Source organism: Pseudomonas sp. URIL14HWK12:I6 (assembly GCF_000514195.1).
Lineage (GTDB): Bacteria > Pseudomonadota > Gammaproteobacteria > Pseudomonadales > Pseudomonadaceae > Aquipseudomonas > Aquipseudomonas putida_A.
This window is the reverse complement of the sequence record NZ_AZVL01000023.1, coordinates 19,869-43,610: the sequence shown is the minus strand read 5'-3', so window position 1 is coordinate 43,610 and position 23,742 is coordinate 19,869. Positions and strand designations below refer to the sequence as shown.

Annotated in this window: 19 protein-coding genes; 15 read left to right on the top strand and 4 right to left on the bottom strand. The window is 61.3% G+C overall.

Features of this window, described 5'->3' with window-relative positions; genetic code table 11:
• Positions 1-264: 264 nt before the first annotated feature.
• A complete protein-coding gene (locus H043_RS0123170) occupies positions 265-705 on the top strand; it encodes a CBS domain-containing protein (RefSeq protein ID WP_027613875.1) in 441 nt (146 codons plus the stop codon).
• A gap of 155 nt (positions 706-860) precedes the next feature.
• Here the strand turns inward: H043_RS0123170 and H043_RS0123165 are convergent, their stop codons facing one another.
• Entirely contained in the window at positions 861-1,484 is a 624-nt protein-coding gene (locus tag H043_RS0123165) for a glutathione S-transferase N-terminal domain-containing protein (protein ID WP_027613874.1), read from the bottom strand.
• 1,093 nt (positions 1,485-2,577) lie between these two features.
• Here H043_RS0123165 and H043_RS0123160 point away from each other — a divergent pair.
• From H043_RS0123160 to H043_RS0123110, 11 genes are all read left to right on the top strand, one after another.
• A complete protein-coding gene (locus H043_RS0123160) occupies positions 2,578-3,402 on the top strand; it encodes an energy transducer TonB (protein ID WP_027613873.1) in 825 nt (274 codons plus the stop codon).
• 51 nt (positions 3,403-3,453) lie between these two features.
• Positions 3,454-4,161 (top strand): MotA/TolQ/ExbB proton channel family protein, encoded by a 708-nt coding sequence (locus tag H043_RS0123155; protein WP_027613872.1) that lies wholly within the window; start codon positions 3,454-3,456, stop codon positions 4,159-4,161.
• Positions 4,161-4,562: a biopolymer transporter ExbD gene (locus H043_RS0123150; protein WP_003223575.1), complete on the top strand. Its 402-nt coding sequence runs from the start codon at positions 4,161-4,163 to the stop codon at positions 4,560-4,562. The genes H043_RS0123155 and H043_RS0123150 overlap by 1 nt, the downstream gene beginning before the upstream one ends.
• A gap of 206 nt (positions 4,563-4,768) precedes the next feature.
• Positions 4,769-7,480 (top strand): TonB-dependent receptor, encoded by a 2,712-nt coding sequence (locus H043_RS0123145; protein ID WP_027613871.1) that lies wholly within the window; start codon positions 4,769-4,771, stop codon positions 7,478-7,480.
• 149 nt (positions 7,481-7,629) lie between these two features.
• Complete coding sequence (locus tag H043_RS0123140) at positions 7,630-9,495, top strand: extracellular solute-binding protein (protein WP_027613870.1); 1,866 nt, start codon at positions 7,630-7,632, stop codon at positions 9,493-9,495.
• Position 9,496: 1 nt separating this feature from the next.
• Positions 9,497-10,561, top strand: a complete 1,065-nt coding sequence (locus H043_RS0123135) for a microcin C ABC transporter permease YejB (protein WP_027613869.1) — start codon at positions 9,497-9,499, stop codon at positions 10,559-10,561.
• Positions 10,561-11,583, top strand: coding sequence for an ABC transporter permease (locus H043_RS0123130; RefSeq protein ID WP_027613868.1), 1,023 nt, complete (start codon positions 10,561-10,563; stop codon positions 11,581-11,583). Before H043_RS0123135 ends, H043_RS0123130 begins: the two co-directional genes overlap by 1 nt.
• Positions 11,584-11,597: 14 nt before the next feature.
• Positions 11,598-13,232 (top strand): ABC transporter ATP-binding protein, encoded by a 1,635-nt coding sequence (locus H043_RS0123125; RefSeq protein WP_027613867.1) that lies wholly within the window; start codon positions 11,598-11,600, stop codon positions 13,230-13,232.
• 168 nt (positions 13,233-13,400) lie between these two features.
• Positions 13,401-13,922 carry a DUF3455 domain-containing protein gene (locus tag H043_RS0123120; protein ID WP_027613866.1) on the top strand — a complete coding sequence of 174 codons (522 nt, stop codon included), beginning with the start codon at positions 13,401-13,403 and terminating at the stop codon, positions 13,920-13,922.
• A 179-nt stretch (positions 13,923-14,101) separates the two neighbouring features.
• Positions 14,102-14,635, top strand: coding sequence for a sigma-70 family RNA polymerase sigma factor (locus H043_RS0123115; RefSeq protein ID WP_027613865.1), 534 nt, complete (start codon positions 14,102-14,104; stop codon positions 14,633-14,635).
• Positions 14,632-15,324 (top strand): anti-sigma factor, encoded by a 693-nt coding sequence (locus tag H043_RS0123110; RefSeq protein ID WP_027613864.1) that lies wholly within the window; start codon positions 14,632-14,634, stop codon positions 15,322-15,324. Before H043_RS0123115 ends, H043_RS0123110 begins: the two co-directional genes overlap by 4 nt.
• Before the next feature lie 7 nt (positions 15,325-15,331).
• Here the strand turns inward: H043_RS0123110 and H043_RS0123105 are convergent, their stop codons facing one another.
• Positions 15,332-16,423 carry a DUF1615 domain-containing protein gene (locus tag H043_RS0123105; protein WP_027613863.1) on the bottom strand — a complete coding sequence of 364 codons (1,092 nt, stop codon included), beginning with the start codon at positions 16,421-16,423 and terminating at the stop codon, positions 15,332-15,334.
• A gap of 323 nt (positions 16,424-16,746) precedes the next feature.
• Here H043_RS0123105 and H043_RS0123100 point away from each other — a divergent pair, with 323 nt between their 5' ends.
• Both H043_RS0123100 and H043_RS0123095 read left to right on the top strand, forming a co-directional pair.
• Positions 16,747-18,951: a TonB-dependent siderophore receptor gene (locus H043_RS0123100; protein WP_027613862.1), complete on the top strand. Its 2,205-nt coding sequence runs from the start codon at positions 16,747-16,749 to the stop codon at positions 18,949-18,951.
• Between the two features lie 209 nt (positions 18,952-19,160).
• A complete protein-coding gene (locus H043_RS0123095) occupies positions 19,161-20,696 on the top strand; it encodes an FAD-dependent oxidoreductase (RefSeq protein WP_027613861.1) in 1,536 nt (511 codons plus the stop codon).
• A gap of 124 nt (positions 20,697-20,820) precedes the next feature.
• Here H043_RS0123095 and hemB read toward each other — a convergent pair whose 3' ends face one another.
• Entirely contained in the window at positions 20,821-21,795 is a 975-nt protein-coding gene (hemB, locus tag H043_RS0123090) for a porphobilinogen synthase (protein ID WP_027613860.1), read from the bottom strand.
• 242 nt (positions 21,796-22,037) lie between these two features.
• A complete protein-coding gene (locus tag H043_RS0123085; protein WP_027613859.1) occupies positions 22,038-22,736 on the bottom strand; it encodes a glutathione binding-like protein in 699 nt (232 codons plus the stop codon).
• A 296-nt stretch (positions 22,737-23,032) separates the two neighbouring features.
• Here H043_RS0123085 and H043_RS0123080 point away from each other — a divergent pair, with 296 nt between their 5' ends.
• Positions 23,033-23,707 carry a hypothetical protein gene (locus H043_RS0123080; RefSeq protein ID WP_027613858.1) on the top strand — a complete coding sequence of 225 codons (675 nt, stop codon included), beginning with the start codon at positions 23,033-23,035 and terminating at the stop codon, positions 23,705-23,707.
• The last annotated feature ends 35 nt before the right edge of the window (positions 23,708-23,742 follow it).

Sequence of the window (23,742 nt, the reverse complement as noted above, 5' to 3'; positions counted from 1 at the left end):
CCCTGTGGCGAGGGAGCTTGCTCCCGCTCGGCTGCGCAGCAGTCGCAAAGCCAGGCAATTCGGTGTATCAGGCAAACCGAATTCTCAGGGTTTGGGCCTGCTACGCAGTCCAGCGGGAGCAAGCTCCCTCGCCACAGGGTTAGAGGTGAGCCGGAAAAACCGGCAAATGACGTTTTTTGCGTGCTATCTGCCGCTTTGCCACCTTGCTCTGCGCGCCAGCGTCTACGATGCTTGAATAACAACGACAACACCTGAGTAACCGCCATGAAGACCGTCGCCCAACTGCTCAAGCTCAAAGATCAGAAAAATCAGGAAGTGCACCATATCGATCCCGGTCACATGGTGCTCGAAGCGCTGATGAAAATGGCCGAGAAAAACGTCGGGGCCTTGGTGGTGATGGAAGATGACAAAGTGGTCGGCATCATCAGTGAGCGTGATTACGCGCGCAAACTGGTGTTGCACGGGCGCTCGTCAGTGGGCACACCGGTGCGCGACATCATGGTCAAGGACGTCATCACCGTGGACACCCACCAGACCGTCGACACCTGCCTGGGCATCATGTCCGACAAACGCCTGCGCCACTTGCCGGTGGTGGAGAACGGCAAACTGATCGGCCTGCTGTCGATCGGTGACCTGGTAAAAGAGGCGATTGCCGAGCAGGCGGAACTGATCAAGCAGTTGGAGCAGTACATTCGCGGGGAATAGACCCTTCCCACTTACAGGAGTGAGCCCTGTGGCGAGGGGATTTATCCCCGATGGGGCGCGAAGCCCCCCCAGAAAAGCCGGGACCGCTTCGCAGTCCATCGGGGATAAATCCCCTCACCACAGAGTTCACTCCTACATTTTGGTTTATCGGGTGATCAGGACGGCCAATGCCGGGCGAAGACAGGCGCCAGCACCGGATGCCTGTCAATACGCTGCAACCACGCATAAAACCCTGGACGGCTCTGGCGCAGGTGTTCGCGGCTGCCCGCCCAACGTGTCACCACGGCCGCCAGCACGTCCAGCGCGCCGGGCGTTTCGTCGTCCAAGTACAACTCGGCGGAAAACTGGTCGGCAAACACTTCCCAGCTCCAGTGCAGGCGCTCACGTGCGCCGGCCATCAGGTTCTGCCGTGAGGCTTCGTCCGGCATCACCAACCAGCGCTCGGGATAATCGATGACACCGATGGCCGCGTAGCAATTGCTGGCGATGTAGACCATGCCGCGAATCGCCTGATCGCGATCGGCAGCCTTGGCCGGCAACAGACCGGACTCGGGAAAACTCAGGCCCAGATGAATCAGAATCGCCACACTCTCGGTGATCGCACTGCCATCGGGCAATTGCAGGGTCGGCACCTGCTTCAGTGGATTGAGGCGCGCCAGTGCCTCGGCGGCTTCGCTCGAGGCTTCGATATCGATAAAGCGATAGGCGATCTGGCATAACTCCAGCGCTGCCTCGATGGCTGCGGCACCTGAATTGCGATGTCCGTACAGTTGATACATGCCCCCTCCTCGATCTCGACAGATCTGTGTAGCCCTATTTATAGCGGGTGTATCCGCTTTGGCACGTTTTTCCCATGCAATCGCGACTTGCGAATTCAAACCTCGCAAAACAGCGCTGGCGGTGCCCATCCCGCACCAAGAGCAATCATCGAACGCTATCCGCGTTCTTGTAAGGTGCGATACCGAACCAAAAGTTCGCGTATCCGAGCTGGCAACAAGGAGTTCACCGCGTGAATCTTCAAACGCTCTGCCGCATCAGCCTCTGCTTGCTTGTTTATCAACAACGCCGAGTTCATTCGAACAGTCCCGGCGGCCAGTGCCTCTACTTTATTACCTGACTCCATGACCACACACTCTGATTGGCGATGACGCTTCGCCGACAACGGCGTGATATTTATTTTTTAAATACAACTGCAAAAATCCCTGCACCAGCGCCGTATTAAATGAACGCAGGCGAGATTGTCGGACAATAACTTTCAGCGACTTTGCAAGTGCACCAAAACGGCTCCAGTGAGTTGAATTATTCAGCACTGGAAACAGTGATTTCATTTAAACAAGAACAAGGAACATACGCCGTGACCCGCTAAAACACAGACCCGCACCAAATCAGTCCGCCGCGCACCAGCAAGTGCCCGGGCCGTTAGCCAAGCCGCCGCTCTATCCCGCCGATCAGCGTGATACCGCGTAGAGCCTGACTCGCCTCTGAAAAAACTCCACTCAATGGAGTTTCGGGAAACTGTTGGCCGGAGAAATACACGACCAAGGCAAAACTTATATAAATGCGACATGGGTAACACTGATGAAATAAGATCTATACATTTCGGCAACATCTGGCACAGCGGTTGCTACATGCAAAAAGCACAAGCATGAGACACCAACACTGATCTCAAGCGATAGAAGAACAACCAGGGAATGGCTAATGAACACTCGAAGTCGATGGCTCTAAGCCAGTAACTGTAAGCAAGCCCTGTTCTATAGATAGTTCAACTATCGGCCTGCGTACACCTTGAAAAAAGTTACACCCACCCACTCGAACATCACCCCAATGTTCGGACGGCACCTTATTGCCCTTCATCAACCCGAGGGAGCTTTAATGAACGATGCGGTAAAGCACAGAACCCTGCCGGGGTCGTTACGGGAAGCGCCAATCCCGCTGTCACCGGACAGGCCAGCCTTCACGGCCAATACCTCGCAACCCGGCGGGTTGAACAAACAGCAAATGCTGTTGCTGGTGGCGGTATCGGCGCTGATACACGGCGGCGCCTGGTGGTTTTTCCAGCAGACCCGGCCCGAGCCACTGCCGACTCCGCCGCAGATTCCGGAAATGACCGTCGAGCTGAGCAGCCCCACGCCGCCGGCACCGCCCACACCGGAACCGCCGCCCCCACCGCCACCGCCGCCCCCTCCGGAACCTGAACAACCGGTGGAAGACGAAGACGCGGTCAAGCCACCGCCAAAACCGGTAGAGAAACCCAAGCCGATCGAAAAACCGAAACCGGTCGAGAAGCCCAAACCGGTGAAGAAAGTCGAGCCGCCGAAAGCTCCGCCCGCCCCGGCACAACCGGCCGCTCCCGCTGCGCCGGCGACACCGAGCGCGCCACCGGCCCCGGCCGCAGCGCCTGCCCCGGTCAAGGAATCGGCAGCGATTTCCGGTCTCGCCAGCCTTGGCAACCCGCCGCCGGAATACCCGTCGCTGGCGCTGCGGCGCAATTGGGAAGGCAGCGTGGTGCTGCGCATTCAGGTGCTGGCCAACGGTCGCGCCGGCTCGGTGACAGTGACCAAGTCCAGCGGCAAGCCGCAACTGGATGACGCCGCCGTCGCGGCGGTAAAGAACTGGAAGTTCATTCCGGCCAAACGCGGTGACACGCCGATTGACGGCTTCGCCACCCAGACCATCGATTTCAAATTGCCGCAATAACGGCACAACCCAACGAACTCACAACCGACTTAATGCAAGCGAGGTGTAGCGATGAACAATTCACTGTCTTCGATGATTGTCCCCGGTGTGCTCTGGGGCCTGGTGCTGTTTTCCGTGGTCAGCTGGGCGATCCTGCTGGTCAAGTCGGCGCAATACCTGCGCCAGAAAGCCCAGAACAAACAGTTCAGCAAAGCCTTCTGGGGCGCACCGGATCTGCTTACTGCCGCCGAACACGCCAGTCAGTACCCGGGCTCGCTGGCGCGCATCGCCAGCAGCGGTTTCGAAGCCTTGCTGGTGGAAGAGTCGCCGCGTACCACGCAACAACTGGCGCACACCATCAACCGTTCCGATCGCCTGGAGCGCAACCTGCGTCAGCAGATCCAGAAGGAACGCCGCTCGCTGGAAAACGGTCAGGCGATCCTCGCCAGTATCGGCAGCACCGCGCCGTTCATTGGTCTGTTCGGTACCGTGTGGGGAATCATGGAAGCCCTGCAAAGCATTGGCGAAACCGGTTCGGCCAGCCTTGAAGCGGTCGCCGGCCCGATCGGTCATGCACTGGTCGCCACTGGCGTGGGGATCGCTGTCGCGGTTCCGGCAGTGCTGATTTACAACTTCTTCCTGCGCCGCCTGAAACTCGCCTCGGCGGACATGGATGACTTCGCCCACGACTTCGACGCCCTCGCCTCACGCAGCGCGTTCTCCATCAGCCGCCAGGCCATCGCCAGCAAAACCACAGCCGCCGTGCGGGAGGCCAGCTAATGTCCTTTTCTACCCAAGACAGCGATGAAGTGCTCAGCGAAATGAACGTCACGCCGCTGGTGGATGTGATGCTCGTGCTGCTGGTGGTGTTCATCGTCACCGCGCCGCTGATGACCAACGCGATCAAGGTCAACCTGCCGAAAACCGACGCCGTCGCCCCCGCCGAAAAGAAAGACCCAGTGGTGGTCAGCGTCGATCAGGACGGCAAGTTCTATCTGGCGAAAACCGAACTGGCGCCGGAGTCTTTGGAGGCCAGCCTCAAGGAGGTCAAGGCCAAGGACGCCGAGGTGCGCGTGCAGCTGCAGGCCGACGCCAACGTCAACTACGGCCAGGTGGCCAAGGCCATGGCGTCCATCGAACGCTCGGGCATCAGCAAGATTTCGGTGATGACCACCCACTGAGTGCGGTGCGGGGCGCGCGTTGAGAGTCGCGCCCGGCACCGCTGAAGAATCCCGTCGCAATCAGCCGACCGAAAAAACGCCAGGCGTCTTCGGAGGGGATCGGCTTGCTTGAAGAAAGTGGTTTTCCGCACGCGGTATCACCGAAAGCGGAGCAATGAGGGGCTCACAAGGCCAATTCGATAACGTCTAAAAAGTCGGAAATAACCATGCTGATGAACACTCCACGCTTCACGCTCAAACCTTTGGTGGCAACGATCTCTCGCCACCGTTTTGTTCCGTTGTATCTGGTGGCCATGGGGATGGGCGCCGGGACTGTGCAAGCCGCCGAGGATGACAACGCCACCGTGCCCGCTGCGGCAACGGTGGTGGCGCCGACCACGCAACTGCAACGGGTGGAAGTGACCGGTTCGGCGATTCGCCGGGTCGATGCGGAAACGGCCGTGCCGATCACCATTCTCAAGGCCGATGAGTTGCGCAAACAGGGCGTGACCACCACCGCCGAACTGGTGCAGCGGATCACCGGCAGCCAGTCGATCAACAACAGCGCCGGCTCGGTCGGCGCCGCCACCGGTGGCGCTTCGTTTGCCGACATGCGCGGCATCGGCGCGAACAAGACGCTGGTGCTGCTCAACGGCCGACGCCTGGCGAACAACGCCTTGTCCGGCACCAACTCGGCCGGCGGCGCGGTGGATCTGAACATGATCCCGTTTGCCGCGATCGAGCGCGTGGAGGTTCTGCGCGACGGCGCATCAGCCCTGTACGGCACCGACGCCATCGGCGGCGTGATCAACTTCATCACCAAGAAATCCATGACCGACGGCCAGCTCACCCTCGGTGGCGAAACCCCGACCCACAGCGGCGGCGGTGCCACCAAAGACATGAGCGCCAGTTGGGGCTACGGCGATCTGGAGCAAGACCGCTTCAACGTCCTCGGCGTGTTCAACTACAACAAGCAGCAGAACCTCGACGCCAACGACCGCTCCTTCGCCCGCGACTATGTGCCCGGCCGTGGCCTGGACCAGACCTCCGGCACCGCGTTCCCCGGCAACTACAGCCAGAACGGCAACGCCACCAACCCGTTGGCCAACAGCAATTGCAACGGGCCGAACCTGGTGGCGCGTGACGGCTTGTGCCGCTTCAGCACCCGCGAATACATCGACCTGATTCCGCAAACCGAAAAAACGTCGTTCTTCGGCAAGACCACCGGCAAGCTGGCGGATGACCACAACGTCAACCTCGAATACTTCTGGTCGCGCAACAACAACGCCACCGCTGTCGGCCCGGCCCCGCTCACCGGTTTGAGCCTGGACTCGTCGTCGCCCTACTACCCCGGCAACGGCATCACGCCCGTCCCGACTGGTTTCGCCCTCGACCCGACGCAACCGGTCGATGTCAACTGGCGCGAGACTGCTGCCGGCCCGCGTGAATCGAAAGACCAGAACACCAGTCAGCGCTTTCTGCTGAGCTTCGATGGTCTGGTCGGCGGCTGGGATTACAACGTCGGCGCCTCGTACAACCAGAACAAAATCGTCTCCAGCGTCACCAGCGGATATGTCAGCGATCAGGCGATGATCAACGGTCTGGCCAGCGGTCTGCTCAACCCGTTTGGCCCGCAATCGGCCGCCGGTCAGCAGTACATCGACCAGGCCATGTATCACGGCGCCTATTCCACCGCCGTCGGCCGCGTGGCCGGTTTCGACGGGCGGATCAGCCGCGAGATCGGTGACTGGTTCGGTGCGGGACCGTCGGGTCTGGCATTGGGCGGCGAGTACCGCAAAGAGAAATTCCACCAGGACTTCGAACAGTTTGCCGGTGACATTCAGAGCCTCGGTATCGACCCGGCCGGCAGCGTCGAGGGCGACCGCAGCGTGAAAGCCGCGTACGCCGAAATCAACGTGCCGGTGCTCGACAGCCTCGAACTGTCCGCCGCTGTGCGTCACGACAAATACAGCGACTTCGGCAGCACCACCAACCCGAAATACTCGTTCCGTTATCAGCCGCTCAAAGAGCTGGTAGTGCGTGGCGCGTACAGCGAAGGCTTCCGTGCGCCATCGCTCTACGAGCTGTATTCGCCGCGCAGCATCACCTACACCCAGGGCTACTACAACGACCCGGTGCTGTGTACCGGTGGCGTGGTGCAACCGGGCGGCAACGGCGGGCGCGATTGCGGCCAGCAGTTCCTCAATCAGATCGGCGGCAATGAAGATCTGGCTCCGGAGAAGGCGCGCAACGTGACGCTGGGCTTCGTCTATCAGCCGGTCAGCAACCTGTCGGTGGGTCTGGATTTCTGGTGGATTCACATTTCCAACCAGATCCAGCCGTTCCCTGAATCCACCGTGTTCGATCAGGCCGGCAGCTACCCGGATCGCTTCGTGCGCAACGCCGACGGTACGCTCAACTACATCGTCACCGGCAACGCCAACCTCGGCATCGTCGAAACCAACGGTGTCGATGTGTCGCTGGACTACCGCTTCCCGAACACGCCTTACGGCCAGTTCGGTCTGGGCCTGCAAGGCACCTACGTGGACGAGTACGACTTCCAGAGCACCATCAAAGGCCCGTTCACCGACAAGGTCGGCGACTTCGAAGGTGACGGCGTGATCGCGCGCTGGAAGCACAACCTCACCGGCAGCTGGACCTTCGGCGCGGCTCGCGCGTCGCTGACCAACCGCTTCACCACCGGTTACAACGACTACGACCGCGATACCCATGCGCGCGTGGCGTCGTATTCGGTGTGGGACCTGTCGGCCGGCTACACCTTCAACAAGGTGCTGGACGTCGATGCCGGGATGAAGAACATGTTCGACCGCAACCCGCCGTTCTCCAACCAGGCCTACAACTTCCAGAGCGGCTATGACCCGCGTTACACCGACCCGCTGGGCCGCACGCTGTTTGCGCGCATGACGTATCACTTCTAAAGAACGAGCGCCAAAAAACCCTGTGGGAGCTGGCTTGCCAGCGATAGCGTCGTATCAGTCGACATTTACTTCACTGACATACCGCTATCGCTGGCAAGCCAGCTCCCACATGGGAACCGGGTTTCTTCAGGGATTTTCAGGGTGATCTCATGAGTTTTTTGCGCAACATGGCTAGCCTGCTGCTCGGCAGTGCACTGCTGTGCAACGGCCCCTCGGCGCTGGCCGCCGGCAGCTACGCACTGACGGTGTACGGCGAGGCGCCGAAGTATCCGGCGGGTTTCGAGCATTTCGATTTCGTCAATCCCGACGCGCCCAAGGGCGGTTCACTCAGTCGTGCGTCGATGGAAATCGGCCAGTACAACTACATCACCCCGTATGCCGATCAAGGCATTTCCGTGGTGCAGGTCAACGACTGGGTGTATGCGCCACTGGCGTTCCGTTCGCTCGACGAGCCCTACACCGTTTACGGTCTGGTCGCGCAACAGATGGAACGCGATCCCGAAGGCCTCTGGGTACGCTTCACCCTCAACCCCAACGCCCGCTTCGCCGATGGCACGCCGATCACCGCCGAAGACGTGCGCTACACCTTCAACCTGCTGATGACCAAGGGCAGCCTCAGTTATCGCCAGCAATACGCCGACGTGCAGGACGTGCTGATCGAGAATCCGCAGCAGATTCGTTTCACCTTCAAGAACAACCTCAACCGCACCCTGGCGCTGGATCTGGCGACACTGCGCGTGGTGCCCGAACACTGGTGGAAGACGCGCGATTTCGCCAACGGCGGCGGCTTCGAACCGCCGCTGGGCAGCGGCCCGTACCGCGTGAGCAAAGTCGATGCCGGACGCAGCATCAGTTTCCAGCGCGACCCGGACTGGTGGGGCAAAGACCTGCCGGTCAGTCGCGGGATGTACAACTTCGACACGCTCACGGTGAATTTCTACGGCGACACCGACGTCGCCCGGCAACTGTTGCAGGCCGGGGCGTTCGACTACAACCGCGAGTTTTCCTCGTCCGGCTACGTGGTCGGCTACGACAGCCCGGCACTGCGTGACGGTCGCTTGCAACAGGCGATCCTCGCCCCGCAAAAACCCACCGCGGCTCAAGGCTTCGTGTTCAACCTGCAAAACCCGATCTTTCAGGATCGCCGCGTGCGTCAGGCGATCAGCCTGCTGTGGGATTTCGAATGGACCAACAAGCAGATGATGCGCGGCTTCTACGTGCGCCAGAACAGCTTCTGGCCGAAGAGTGAAATGGCCGCGACCGCCCTGCCCGACGCCGAGGAATTGAAGATCCTCGAACCGTTGCGCGGGCAGATTCCCGACGAGGTGTTCACCACGGTGTATCAGGCGCCGAAAACCGATGGCAGCGGCTACATCCGCGACAAGCAGCTGCAAGCTCTGAAGCTGCTCGCCGAGGCCGGCTGGACGCCGCAACACAGCCGACTGGTCAACGCCGCCGGTGAGCCTCTGGAGTTCACCTTCCTCGACGGTCAGGGCGGTTTTGATCGCATGCTGCTGCCGTTCAAACGCACCCTCGCGCAGATCGGCATCACCCTCAATCTACGGCGGATCGACTCGGCGCAATACGTCAATCGGCTCAACGCCCGGGACTACGACATGATCGTCACCAGTTTCCCGCGCAGTGGCGATCCGATCGTCTCCCCCGGCCGCGAGTTGTACAGCCTGTATGCCTCGCAAAGTGCCACGCAAGTCGGCAGTTCGAACTCGATGGTGCTGGCCAACCCGGCGGTCGATCAACTGATCGACGGGCTGGTCAAGGCTGACACCCGCGACGCCATGGTGCATTACGCCCGCGCCCTCGACCGGGTGCTGCAATGGGGTTACTACATGATTCCCAACTACTACTCCAAGGGCACGCCGACGGTGTATCAGAACCGCTTCGGCATGCCGCCGGTGCAACCGGCGTACGACGAAGGCCTCAACACCTGGTGGGAGGTCTCGGCCAAGCCGCTGACCACGCAACAGATGCACACCCAGCTCGCGGGGGGCCAGTGACATGCTGCGTTATCTGAGTCGACGTTTGCTGCTGATCATCCCCACGCTGCTGTGCATTCTGGTGGTCAACTTCGTGATTGTGCAGGCCGCACCGGGCGGCCCGGTGGAGCAAGCCATTGCGCGCCTGCAAGGTTTCGGCGGGCACGGCATGGGCGGTGGTGGCGAAGTCGCCGCGACGGGTGGTGCCGGGCGCAGCAGTCGCGGGCTGGACCCGGCGCTGATCGAGGAAATCAAACACCACTACGGCTTCGACAAGCCGATGCACGAACGCTTGTGGCTGATGCTGAAAAACTACGCCCAGCTGGATCTGGGCAGCAGTTTCTTTCGCGGCGCCAAGGTCACCGATCTGATCCTGCAGAAACTGCCGGTGTCGCTGTCGCTCGGCCTGTGGGCAACGCTGATCACCTACCTGATTTCAATCCCGCTGGGCATCCGCAAAGCGATCAGCAACGGCAGTGCGTTCGATGTCTGGAGCAGCACCGCGATCATCATTGGCTACGCGATGCCGGCGTTTCTGTTTGCGATGCTGCTGATCGTGGTGTTCGCCGGCGGCAGCTACGTCAACTGGTTTCCGGTGCAGGGGCTGGTGTCGGATAACTTCGACAGCCTCAGCACCTTGGGCAAGGTCGGCGACTACCTCTGGCACCTGGTGTTGCCGGTTACAGCACTGGTGATCGGCGGTTTCGCCACCCTGACCATCCTCACCAAAAACAGCTTCCTCAACGAGATCAGCCGCCAGTACGTGATCACCGCGCGGGCCAAGGGTCTGACCGAACGCCGCGTGCTTTACGGCCACGTGTTTCGCAACGCGATGCTGCTGGTGGTGGCCGGGGTGCCCTCGGCGCTGATCGAGGTGTTTTTCGCCGGTTCCTTGCTGATCGAAACCATCTTCAACCTCGACGGCCTCGGGCGCATGAGTTACGAGGCGGCGGTGTCGCGTGACTACCCGGTGGTGTTCGGCGCGCTGTTTCTGTTCACCCTGTTTGGCCTGCTGATCAAGCTGATCGGTGATCTCTGCTACACCCTGCTCGACCCGCGCATCGACTTCTCGGCGAGGACTGCCTGATGTTCACACTCTCTCCTTTGGGTCAGCGCCGGGTCGCGCAGTTCAAGGCCAACCGCCGTGGACGCTGGTCACTGTGGCTGTTCATTGGCCTGTGCCTGATCTGCGTCGGCGGCGAACTGATTGCCAACGACAAACCGTTGGTGATCCGCTACCACGGCGCCTACTACTTCCCGATCCTCAGCGAATACCTGGAAACCGATTTCGGCGGTGAACTGCCGTTCCAGCCGGATTACGCCAGCGCTTACGTGCACTCGCTGATCGAGGATCAGGGCGGCTGGATGCTGTTTCCGCCGATCCCGTTCAGCTACGACACGGTCAATTACGACCTGACTGAACCGGCACCCAGCCCACCCTCTTCCAGCAATTGGCTGGGCACCGACGATCAGGCGCGGGACGTATTGGCGCGGGTGATTTTCGGCACACGAATTTCGATTCTGTTTGCGCTGATCCTCACCGGCATCAGTGCGCTGGTCGGCATCGTTGCCGGGGCGCTGCAGGGTTATTACGGCGGCTGGGTCGATTTGCTTGGGCAACGGGTGCTGGAGATCTGGTCGGGGCTGCCGGTGCTGTATCTGCTGATCATTTTGTCCGGGTTCGTCTCGCCGAGTTTCTGGTGGTTGCTGGGGATCATGGCGCTGTTTTCCTGGCTGGCATTGGTGGATGTGGTGCGCGCCGAGTTTCTGCGTGGACGCAATCTGGAATACGTCAAAGCCGCGCGGGCGCTGGGGCTGACCGACAGCGAACTGATGCTGCGGCACATCCTGCCCAACGCGATGACCTCCACCCTGACCTACTTGCCGTTCATTCTGACCGGCGCCATCGCCACCCTCACCGCGCTGGATTTCCTCGGTTTCGGCATGCCCGCCGGGACCGCTTCGCTGGGCGAACTGATCGGCCAGGCCAAGCGCAATCTGCAAGCGCCATGGCTGGGGCTGACGGCATTTTTTGCCTTGGCGCTGATTCTGTCGTTGCTGGTGTTCATCGGTGAGGCTTGCCGTGATGCATTTGATCCACGATCTTGATCCGAGGAGCTGACATGAGCGACAACCTGATTGAAATCCGCGACCTGCGTGTCGCCTTCGCCGGGCAGGAAGTGGTGCACGGTCTGAACCTCGATATTCGTCGTGGCGAGTGTCTGGCGCTGGTCGGTGAGTCCGGCTCGGGCAAGTCGGTGACGGCGCATTCGATTTTGCGCCTGTTGCCGGGCAAAACCGTCAGCAGCAACGGTTCGATCGCTTATAACGGGGTGAACTTGCTGCACGCCAGCGAGCAGCAGATGCGCGGTTTGCGCGGCAACCGGATTGCGATGATTTTCCAGGAGCCGATGACCTCGCTTAATCCACTGCACAGCGTGGAACGACAGGTCGGCGAAGTGCTGGAGATTCACAAGGGCCTCAAGGGACGCGCCGCTCGTGAGCGCACGTTGGAGCTGCTGGAACTGGTGGGCATTCGCCAGCCGTTGCAGCGTTTGAAAGCCTATCCGCATCAGCTCTCCGGCGGTCAGCGGCAACGGGTGATGATTGCAATGGCGCTGGCCAATGAGCCGGAACTGCTGATCGCCGATGAGCCGACCACGGCGCTGGACGTGACCGTGCAGCAGAAAATTCTCGAGCTGCTGATCGAGTTGCAGCAGCGGCTCGGCATGTCGATGCTGCTGATCAGTCACGATCTGAATCTGGTGCGGCGCATCGCGCAACGGGTGTGCGTGATGCGCCACGGCGAAATCGTCGAACAGGCTGACTGCGAGACCCTGTTTCGCGCACCGCAGCATCCTTACAGCCGCTTGTTGATCGAAGCTGAACCGAGCGGTGCGCCGGTGTCGAGCCCGTACCAGCACAACCTGCTGGAAGTCGATGATCTGAAGGTCTGGTTTCCACTGCCCAAGGGCTTGTTCAGTCGTTCGCAGGCGTACATCAAAGCGGTGGACGGAGTCAGTTTCCGCCTGCAACGCGGCAAAACGTTGGGGATTGTCGGCGAATCCGGTTCGGGCAAATCGACGCTGGGCCAGGCAATCCTGCGGCTGGTGGAATCCGAGGGCGATATCCGCTTCGGCAACAAGCAGCTGAGCCTGCTCAATCAACGCTTGATGCGCCCCTTGCGGCGGCAGATTCAGGTGGTGTTCCAGGACCCGTTCGGCAGCCTGAGCCCACGCATGTCGGTGCAGCAGATCATTGCCGAAGGCTTGCTGACCCACGGCATCGGCACCGAGGCCGAGCGCGAAGCAGCAGTGATTCGCGTACTCGAAGAAGTCGGCCTTGACCCCAAGAGCCGTCATCGCTACCCCCACGAGTTTTCCGGCGGCCAGCGTCAGCGCATCTCCATCGCCCGCGCGCTGGTGCTGGAGCCGGCGCTGATCCTGCTCGACGAACCGACCTCGGCGCTGGATCGCACGGTGCAGAAACAAGTGGTGGATCTGTTACGGCAACTGCAGATCAAGCATGGGCTGACCTATCTGTTCATCAGCCATGACCTGGCGGTGGTGCATGCGCTGGCCCATGACTTGCTGGTGATCAAGGATGGCAAGGTGGTGGAACAGGGTTCGTCGCGGGAGATTTTTGCTGCGCCAACCCACCCCTACACCCAGGAACTGCTGAAAGCCTCCGGCCTCAAGCCCGACGCAAATCCCTGTGGGAGCGGGCTTGCTCGCGAATGCGATATACCTGTGACATGAATATCGACTGACAGGACGCCTTCGCGAGCAAGCCCGCTCCCACAGGGGGAGATCGGTGGAGGTGGAAAATATTTGTCGGGCACTGCATCCAAACGCCTCCGCCACGGGTAGTCCCTGTAACAGCCCTCTTCGGCTGTCAGCGGTCTACCCCTTTCGGAGATAACACTGATGAACATCACTCAACTGATTGGCCTCACCGGTTTGCTCGCCCTGTCCTCGACAACCTTCGCCCAAAGCAGCTACCCCGATGCGATCAAAGTCCCGGAAGGCCACAAGATCGCGATGGAAACCACCGGGGTCGGCGAGATCACTTACGAATGCCGCGACAAGCCCAACGCCGCCGGGCAGACCGAATGGACCTTCGTCGGCCCGAAAGCGGTGCTCAATGATCGCAGCGGCAAGCAGGTCGGCACCTACTTCGGCCCGCCCGCCACCTGGCAGGCCAAGGACGGTTCGAAAGTCACCGGCACGCAATTGGCCGTCGCTCCGTCGAGCCCGGGCAACCTGCCCTATCAACTGGTCAAGGCCAACCCGGCTGAAGGCAAAGGCGCGATGAGCGGCGTGAGTTATATCCAGCGGGTCGCGCTCAAGGGCGGCGTGGCACCGGGCAGTGAATGCACAGCAGCGAACAAGGGCAAGCAGGAAGTGGTGAAGTATCAGGCCGACTACATTTTCTGGGCGGCGAACTGAGTTTCTGGCCCACTCAAATCTTTACTTGTGGGAGGGGGCTTGCTCCCGAAGGCGGCGTGTCAGCCAGCATCTGTTTCAATGACACAGCGCCTTCGGGAGCAAGCCCCCTCCCACAGAGGAGTCCACAGCGGGCCCCGGGTTGTCTGGATGTTTGCGGAATGTGAGCTAGATTGCACGACATGTCCTTACCCGAATCTGAATTCGATTACGAAGCCCGTCTCGCTGCCTGTGCCCGCGGCGAGCAGTCGGCCCTGCGCGATTTGTACGTGCAGGAAGGCGCGCGCCTGCTCGGCGTGGCCAAACGGCTGGTGCGTGACACGGCGCTGGCCGAAGACATCGTGCATGAGGCGTTCATCAAGATCTGGAACGCTGCAGCGCAATTTGATCCGGCGCGCGGTTCAGCGCGCGGCTGGATGTTCAGCGTGACCCGGCATCTGGCGTTGAACCAGCTGCGTGATCAAAGCCGGGAGACGCCGTTCAACGAAGAACACGATGCCGAGCCTGACGAGGACGCCTTCGATGTGCAGGGCCATTCGGCGCGGATCCATCGTTGTCTGGAACAACTCGACCCGCAGCGGCGAAGCTGCATCCTCCACGCTTATGTCGACGGCTACAGCCACGCGCAGATTTCTCAACGGTTGGGCACGCCGCTGGGCACGGTCAAAGCCTGGATCAAACGCAGCCTCAACGCTTTGCGGGAGTGCATGGGATGACCACTGAATCGGCGCAGGAACGTGATGAACTGGCCGGCGAATACGTGCTCGGCACACTCTCTGCTGAACAGCGGATAGAGGTGCAGAAACGCCTGCCGCATGAACCGGCTCTGCGCGCGGCGGTGGACGCCTGGGAACGGCGGCTGCTGGAGCTGACGGACTATGCCGAAGCGCAGCAACCGTCGGCGTTCCTGTGGCCGCGAATCGAGCGCAGCGTCGAGCGACTGACGCCTGAAACGTCCACCACCTCGTGGTGGAATCTGCTGCCGCTGTGGCGCGGGCTGAGCGCTGCCGGACTGGCTGCGACGATGGTCCTGGGTTCAATTCTGCTGACCCAGACCCCGCCTAAACCGAATTATCTGGTGGTGCTGGTCGCGCCGCAGGACAAGGCGCCAGGCTGGGTGATTCAGGCCAGTAATCCACGGGAAATTCAGTTAATCCCGCTGGGCGTGGTCGAAGTGCCGGCGGACAAGGCGCTGGAGTTCTGGACCAAAGCTGACGGCTGGCAAGGGCCGGTGTCGCTGGGGCTGGTCAAACCGGGGCAGACGCTCTCGGTGCCGCTGGATAAATTGCCGCCGCTGCAACCGAATCAACTGTTCGAGCTGACGCTGGAAGGCGCCAATGGCTCCCCCCTCGGGAAACCGACCGGGCCGATTCAAGCCATTGGCCGAGCCGTCAAAGTGCTTTGAACCGGCGTCAACCGGCCTTGGCCATGCAGCGCTTGTAGCGCTCATCCACGCGTTTGGCGAACCACGCCGTGGTCAGCTTGCGGGTGATTTTCGGGCTCTGCAAAACGATCCCCGGCAACACTGCACGCGGCAGTTTTTTTCCCTCCGCTTGCTCCGCCAGTTCGAACACCCGCTGATAGAGTCTGGTCTCTTCGAACTCCAGGGTTTTGCCCTTCTCCAGTTGATCGCGAATGGTCGGGTTACGCATGCCCAGCGACTTGCCGAGGGTGCGCACCGCCAGTTCGGTGCTGCCAGGCATAATCGAGTCGTAGCGAATCAAGTCGCCATCCAGCGCCAGCGGGATGCCCGAAGCTCGGCTGACCGCGTTCTGGAACGCGGCATTGCGGCTGGCGTACCAACCGGCATTGAAGTCGGCGAAGCGGTACAGCGGCTCGCGGTAACTCACCGGGTAGCCAAGTAAATGGGCGATGCCGAAGTACATGCCGCCACGGCGGGTGAACACTTCGTGGCGGATCGTGCCGTCTACCGGGTACGGATACTCCTTGGCGTGCTGCTCGGCGAATTCGATGCTGACCTGCATCGGTCCGGCGGTGTGTACCGGGTTGAAGCCGCCGAACAAGGTGCGGCCCATCGGCACTCTGCCGATGAAGTCGTCAAAAATGGCGCTGAGTTCTTTTTCACTGCGTGCCGCGTTCAGGCGTTCGCTGTAGGTCTTGCCGTTGGTGGAGCGCACTTGCAGAGCGCCACTGACCAACAGACTGGGAATATGCACTTTGGCGGCACGACGGTCGATTTCGTCGCGGGCGATCTTGCCCAGGCCCGGCACCGTGGGGTCTACCTGGAAGGTGGATTCCTGCTCGGCCACGGCCAGCACCGAACAAAGGTTTTGCGTGGTCGGGCTGATGTTCTGTGCGGCGAACGCGGCGTAGATGTCGGTGGCCCAGCCTTGACGGTCGGGCACTTTCGCCGGCATCAGCCGCACTATTTCGGCTTTCACTTCAGCCGGCGCACGCGGTGCCGGCTCCTGGCTGCGCTGGCCGGCGCAACCGGCGAGCGCCAGCAGCGCGGCGAGGGTAATGAGTAATCGAGGGGTGTGCATGGCGCTCCTTGGCGTGCATTGAGGCAGGTTCACCATACGATCAAAGGCGTCACGCAGGCTAGGACTGTGACCTTGTGGTGAGGGGATTTATCCCCGATGAACTGCGCAGCAGCCCTCCAATATCAAAGCGGCCCGCTCCGCGCGCCATCGGGGATAAATCCCCTCACTACAGGTTTCCTTTCAGATCGGGAAATTCACCAAGATAAACTGATTGCAAAACGTTACTGCGAACTCCTATCATTTGCACCTGGAGTCGTATTTGCGCAAGGAGTTCCCCGCGCCGTTCTAATTTTCTCACCGGCCGTACGCCTCCAGGTATCGACATGCCCGTTTCAGCTCGACTCGCCGTCCCGTTTCGCCCGACGCTTCTCGCCCTGCTGTGCTCCCTGACTGTCACCGCTCACGCTGCCGATGAAAACGGCAAGGAGCTGGTGCTCGACAACGTCAACATCAACGCCCAAGCGCCAACGTCCAACGCCCTGCCCCCGGTCTACGCCGGTGGTCAGGTCGCCCGTGGCGGTCAGCTCGGCGTGCTCGGCAATCAGGACATGATGGACGTGCCGTTCAGCGCCGCGTCGTACACCGAACAGCTGATTCAGGACCAGCAAGCGGAAAACGTTGCCGACGTGTTGCTCAATGATTCGTCGGTGCGTCAGGCCTCGGGCTTCTCCAACCAGGCGCAGGTGTTCATGATTCGCGGCTTGCCGCTCAACGGCGACGACATTTCCTATAACGGCCTGTACGGCGTGCTGCCGCGGCAGATCATTTCCACCGACGCCCTGGAGCGCGTGGAAGTGTTCAAAGGCCCCAACGCTTTCATCAACGGCGTGACCCCGACCGGTTCCGGCATCGGTGGCGGCGTCAACCTGCAGCCCAAGCGTGCCGGCGACGAGCCGCTGCGCCGCTACACCACCGATATCAACAGCGAAGGTCGCATCGGTCAGCACTTTGATATCGGCCAGCGATTCGGCGAAGACAACCGCTTCGGCGCGCGGATCAACCTGTCCCAGCGCGAAGGCGACACCGGCATCGATCACGAAAACCAGCGCTCGAAACTGTTCAGCATCGGCCTCGACTATCGTGGTGACGCGCTGCGTATTTCCGGCGACTTCGCCTATCAGAAAGAACGCGTCAACGGCGGCCGCAACTCGGTCAACCTCGGCACCGCCACGCACATTCCGGACGCGCCGTCGGCCGACACCAACTACGCGCCGAAGTGGGGCTACACAGACATCGAAGACACCTTCGGCATGCTCCGCGCCGAATACGACCTGAACGACAACTGGACCGCGTACGTCGCCGGCGGCGCCAAGCACACCCGCGAAGTCGGCCGCTACAACTCGACAACCCTGGTGGGCAACAACGGCGCCTCCTACACCACCGGCTCGTTCATCCCCCACGATGAGGACAACACCAGCCTGATGGCCGGCCTGAACGGCAAGTTCAACACCGGCGCGGTCAGCCACAAACTCAACTTCGGCCTCAGCGGTCTGTGGGCCGAACAACGCAGCGCCTATGATTTCGACCTGACCAAGTACGCCAACAACATCTACCACCCGGTGGAAACGCCGTCGCCGGTCGGCAATTTTGCCGGCGGCGACGTCAGCGATCCGGGCATCGTCGGCAAGACCTTCAACCGCAGCCTCGCGCTCTCCGACACCCTCGGATTCTTCGACGACCGCCTGCTGATCACCGCCGGCCTGCGTCGTCAGCAACTGGTGGTGCAAGGCTACAACTACGCCAGTTACGGCAGCGGCAGCCGCAAGTCGAGCTACGACGAATCGATCACCACGCCGGTCTACGGCATCGTGTTCAAGCCGTGGGAGCACGTGTCGTTCTACGCCAACCACATCGAAGGCCTGGCACAAGGCCCGACCTCGCCTACCAGCGCCGGCGGCTTGCGCGTGACCAACGGCAACGAAGTCTACGCGCCGGCCCGCTCCAAGCAGACCGAGGCCGGGGTCAAGGTCGACATGGGCACTTACGGCGCGAGCCTGGGCGTCTATCGCATCGAACAGCCGAGCGACGGTTACTGCGAAATCAACAGCGCCACCACCTGCACCTACGTGCGTGAAGGCGAGCAGATCAACAAAGGGGTAGAGATGAACGTGTTCGGCGAGCCGATCAATGGCCTGCGCCTGATCAGCGGCCTGACGCTGATGGACACCGAGCTGCGCAACACCCAGAACGGCGCCAACGACGGCAACCGTGCGATCGGCGTGCCGAGCTTCCAGTTCAACGCTGGCGCCGACTGGGACGTGCCGGGCCTGCAAGGCGTGGCGCTGAATGCGCGGATGCTGCGCACCGGTGGCCAATATGCCGACGCTGCCAACAACCTCAGCCTGCCGAGCTGGAACCGCTTTGACGCGGGTGCGCGTTATGCGTTCAAGGTCTCGCAGAAAGACGTGACCCTGCGCCTGGGCGTCGAAAACCTGGCGAACAAGAAGTATTGGGAATCGGCGCAAGGCGGCTATCTGACCCAGGGTGAGCCACGGGTGGCGAAGTTGTCGGGCACCATCGATTTCTAACCCTCTGCCAAAATGAAAAGGCCCCGCAGCTTTACCGCTGTGGGGCCTTTTTGGTTTTTGGGTGCCTGAAAAGGCCTTTTCGCGAGCAAGCCCGCTCCCACCTTGGAATGCGTTCGACTGTGGGAGCGGGCTTGCTCGCGAAGGGGCCGGCACTGGCTACCCTTTCCATCTGATCCATACTTGCTCCACAGCCAACGGAGGACAGGCCCATGAACCGCAGCGACGTACTGATCATCGGTGCCGGCCCGACCGGTCTGGTGCTGGCCCTGTGGCTGAGCAAACTGGGCGTGCGCGTGCGCATCATCGACAAGACCTCCGCGCCCGGCACCACCTCACGAGCACTGGCGGTGCAGGCGCGCACCCTGGAGTTGTATCGCCAGCTGGACCTGGCCGACACCGTGGTGCGCAACGGCCACAAGGTCGCGGCGGCGAATTTCTGGGTCAAGGGCAAACCGGTCGCGCAGTTGCCGTTGCAGCGCATCGGCGAAGGCCTGACGCCCTACTCGTTCATCGAAATCTTTCCCCAGGATCAGCACGAACGGCTGCTGCTCGAACGCCTCGAAGACTATGACGTGACGGTTGAGCGCAACACCGAGCTTGAGAGTTTCGAAGAAACCGGCGACGGCCTCACCGCGCACTTGCGCCTGCCCGATGGCGAACAGGAAATCTGCCAGGCCTGCTATCTGGCGGGATGTGATGGCGCCCGCTCAGTGGTGCGCAAAACCCTCGACACCGGTTTTCCCGGCGGCACCTATCAGCAGATTTTCTACGTCGCCGACGTCAAGGCCAGCGGCCCGGCGATGAACGGTGAGCTGCACCTGGATCTGGATGAAGCGGACTTCCTTGCGGTGTTTCCACTGGCCGGCGAAGGCCGCGCCCGACTGATCGGCACCGTGCGTGACGAACGTGCCGACCGCGCCGAAACCCTGCAATTTGCCGACGTCAGCAGCCGCGCCATCGAGCACCTGAAAGTGCACATCGACGAGGTCAACTGGTTCTCCACCTACCGCGTGCATCACCGCGTGGCCGAGCATTTTCGCAGCGGTCGGGCGTTTCTCCTCGGCGACGCCGCGCACGTGCACAGCCCCGCCGGCGGCCAGGGCATGAACACCGGCATCGGCGATGCGATCAACCTGGCCTGGAAACTCGCCGCCGTGCTCAACGGCAGCGCCACGGCGAAGCTGCTCGACACTTACGAAACCGAGCGCATCGCCTTCGCCCGGCGGCTGGTGTCGACCACCGACAAGGTGTTCAGTTTCGTCACCGCCGAGGGGCGCATCGCCGATTTGCTGCGCACGCGTCTGGCACCGTTTCTGATCCCGAAAATGGCCACGTTCGAGGCCAGCCGCGAGTTCCTCTTTCGCACGGTTTCGCAAGTCACCCTCAACTATCGCGGCATGCCGCTGAGCCAAGGCACGGCCGGCCACGTCCACGGCGGCGACCGCTTGCCGTGGGCGCATGATGGTGAGGGGGATAACTACGAACCGCTAAGGCAGCCTTGCTGGCAGGTGCACGTGTACGGCGACACCAGCGACGAGATGATCGCCTGGTGCAATGAACACCATCTGCCGCTGCACGTGTTCGACTGGCGGCCGGCGTTTGAAACGGCGGGGTTGGGGCGTAATGGTTTTTACCTGTTGCGCCCGGATACGTATGTGGCGATTGCCGATAACAGTGCGGATCCGAAGGTGATCGAGCGGTACTTCCGGGATCACGGTATCCGGCCCTACTTCAACTTTCCGTGACCCTACACAGTCCCAATGTGGGAGCGGGCTTGCTCGCGAAGGCGTCGTGTCAGTCAACCTATTCGTTGCTGATACACCGCATTCGCGAGCAAGCCCGCTCCCACAGGGAGTTCTGCGGTGTCTGTCAGATCCCGGCCAGCGCCAGATCCATCGCAAAGTAGGTGAAGATCAGATCCGCCCCCGCGCGCTTGATCGCGCCCAGGCTTTCGCGCACCACGCGATCCTCGTCGATTGCACCGGCCTGCGCGCCGAACTTGATCATCGCGTACTCGCCGCTGACCTGATACGCCGACAGCGGCAGGTTCGAGGCTTCACGAATGTCGCGGATGATGTCCAGGTACGCACCGGCCGGTTTGACCATCAGCGCATCGGCGCCTTCCTGCTCGTCGAGCAGCGATTCGCGCAGGGCTTCGCGGCGGTTCATCGGGTTCATCTGATAACTTTTGCGGTCGCCCTTCAGCGCGCTGCCACCGGCTTCGCGGAACGGGCCGTACAGCGCCGAGGCGAATTTGGTCGAGTAGGCCATGATCGGAATCTGGGTGAAACCGGCGGCGTCCAGCGCCTGGCGAATCGCCCGCACCTGGCCGTCCATCGCCGCCGACGGGGCGATCACGTCAGCACCGGCACGCGCCGCCGCCACAGCTTGCTTGCCGAGGTTGATCAGGGTCTGGTCGTTGTCGACTTCGTGGTTGTGCATCACGCCGCAGTGGCCGTGATCGGTGTATTCGCAGAAGCAGGTGTCGGACATCACGATCATTTCCGGCACGGCGTCCTTGGCAATCCGCGACATGCGCGAGACCAGTCCCTCTTCGCGCCAGGTGTCGCTGCCGTTGGCGTCCAGGTGATGGGACACGCCAAAGGTCATTACCGACTTGATCCCGGCACGGGCATAACGCTCGATTTCACTGGCCAGCTTGCGCTCGGGAATGCGCATCACCCCGGGCATGCTCTTGATCGGCACGAAGTCGTCGATCTCTTCTTCGACGAAAATCGGCAGCACCAGATCATTCAGGCTGAACTCGGTTTCCTGGAACAGGCTGCGCAGGCTCGCATTGCGGCGCAGACGGCGGGGACGTGCTTCGGGGAACTGGCTGGACATGGCGCTTCCTGAAAACGGCAGATGAGACGAAAGTCGTAGGGGGCGAAGCTTATGCCTTCGGTGGGCGCAGGTACAAACCTGGATCAATCAAGACAGCATTACCGGGGGTGCAATAATCCTCGGAACAATCCGATTACCTGTGGGAGCTGGCTTGCCAGCGATAGCGGTGGGTCAGGCAACATAGATATTGACTGTGCCGGCTTCATCGCTGGCAAGCCAGCTCCCACAGGGTCGGGTGAAGGTCAGGAAGGAATGGTCAACCCGCGCACCACAGCCGGGCGAGCCAGAAAGCGCTCCAGCACCCGGGTCACGTTCGGGAAATTATTGATTCCGACCAGATCCCCCGCCTCATAGAAGCCGATCAGGTTACGCACCCACGGAAACGTGGCGATGTCGGCGATGGTGTAGCGCTCGCCCATGATCCAGTCGCGACCTTCCAGACGTTTGTCGAGCACGCTGAGCAGGCGTCTGCTCTCCTCGACATAGCGGTCACGCGGACGCTTGTCCTCGTAGTCCTTGCCGGCGAATTTGTTGAAGAAGCCGAGCTGGCCGAACATCGGGCCGATACCGCCCATCTGGAACATCAGCCACTGAATCGTCTCGTAACGCAGCGCGCCTTCCTGGGCGAGCAACTGGCCGCTCTTGTCGGCGAGGTAGATCAGGATTGCGCCGGATTCGAACAGCGGCAGCGGCTGGTCTTGCGGGCCGTGGGGGTCGAGGATCGCCGGGATCTTGTTGTTGGGGTTCAGCGACAAAAATTCCGGGGACATCTGATCTTGCGTGTCGAAACCCACACGGTGCGCCTCGTAGGGCAGGCCGATCTCTTCGAGCATGATCGAGACCTTGACGCCGTTGGGGGTCGGCAGGGAATAGAGTTGAATCCAGTCGGGGTACTGCGCCGGCCATTTCTGGGTGATGGGGAACGCGGACAGATCGGTCATGGGAAACATCCAGTCACAAGGAAAGCACTGATCATAATGTAGGAGCTGCCGCAGGCTGCGATCTTTTGATTCAGCTTTAACAAACCAAATCAAAAGATCGCAGCCTGCGGCAGCTCCTACATGAACCGTAACATCCTGCGGGTAATGTGCATGAACCAAACCGGCCTCAGAGGACTCTGAGCTATGCCTTTCGTAAAGGAAGCGCGACACACGACATGGACAACACCCGGTGCTGGGAGCCCGCGGTGTAAGGGTTGGTCAGCCCCAACCGAATTTGCTGAAGAATCCTATATTCAATGACGAACCTCATGAGTTTCGCCAAACGCTTCAAACATCGCGCCTATGTGGCCCTGCCCTCCCTGCTGGCAGTCAGTGCGCTGACCTTGTCGCTCGAATCGAGCCAGATTCGCGCGCAACCGGTGGACGGTACGCAGACGCTGATCTTCCTGCGCCACGCGGAAAAACCCGAGGGCGGTCTCGGCCAGCTCAACTGTCAGGGTCTGAACCGGGCGATCGAGCTGTCGACCCTGCTGCCGGAAAAATTCGGCAAGGCCGATTACGTGTTCGCCGCCAACCCGACACGCAATGTCGAGGAAGGCGAACTGGACAACTCCTACAGCTACATCCGTCCGTTGATGACCATCAGCCCCGCCGCGATCAAGCTCGGCCTGCCGGTGAACATCGAGTTCTCCGCCAACGACACCAGTGATCTGGCGCGCGAGCTGATCGAGGACAAGTACCACAACGCGACGATCTACACTGCCTGGTCGCACGGCTATTTGCCGGAGCTGATCAACAAGGTTGCCGGCAAGGCCGTCGGCGAGAAGCAGACCATCACCGATGACTGGGCGTCGGGCGATTTCGATTCGCTGTACGTGCTGACCCTGACCTGGCACAACGGCAAGGCCAGTTTGCAGAGCCACAGCTACAAGCAGGGGCTGGATAACGGCAAGGCGACCTGTCCGACTTGAGTTTTGCGCTGCCTGTACCGGCCCTTTCGCGAGCA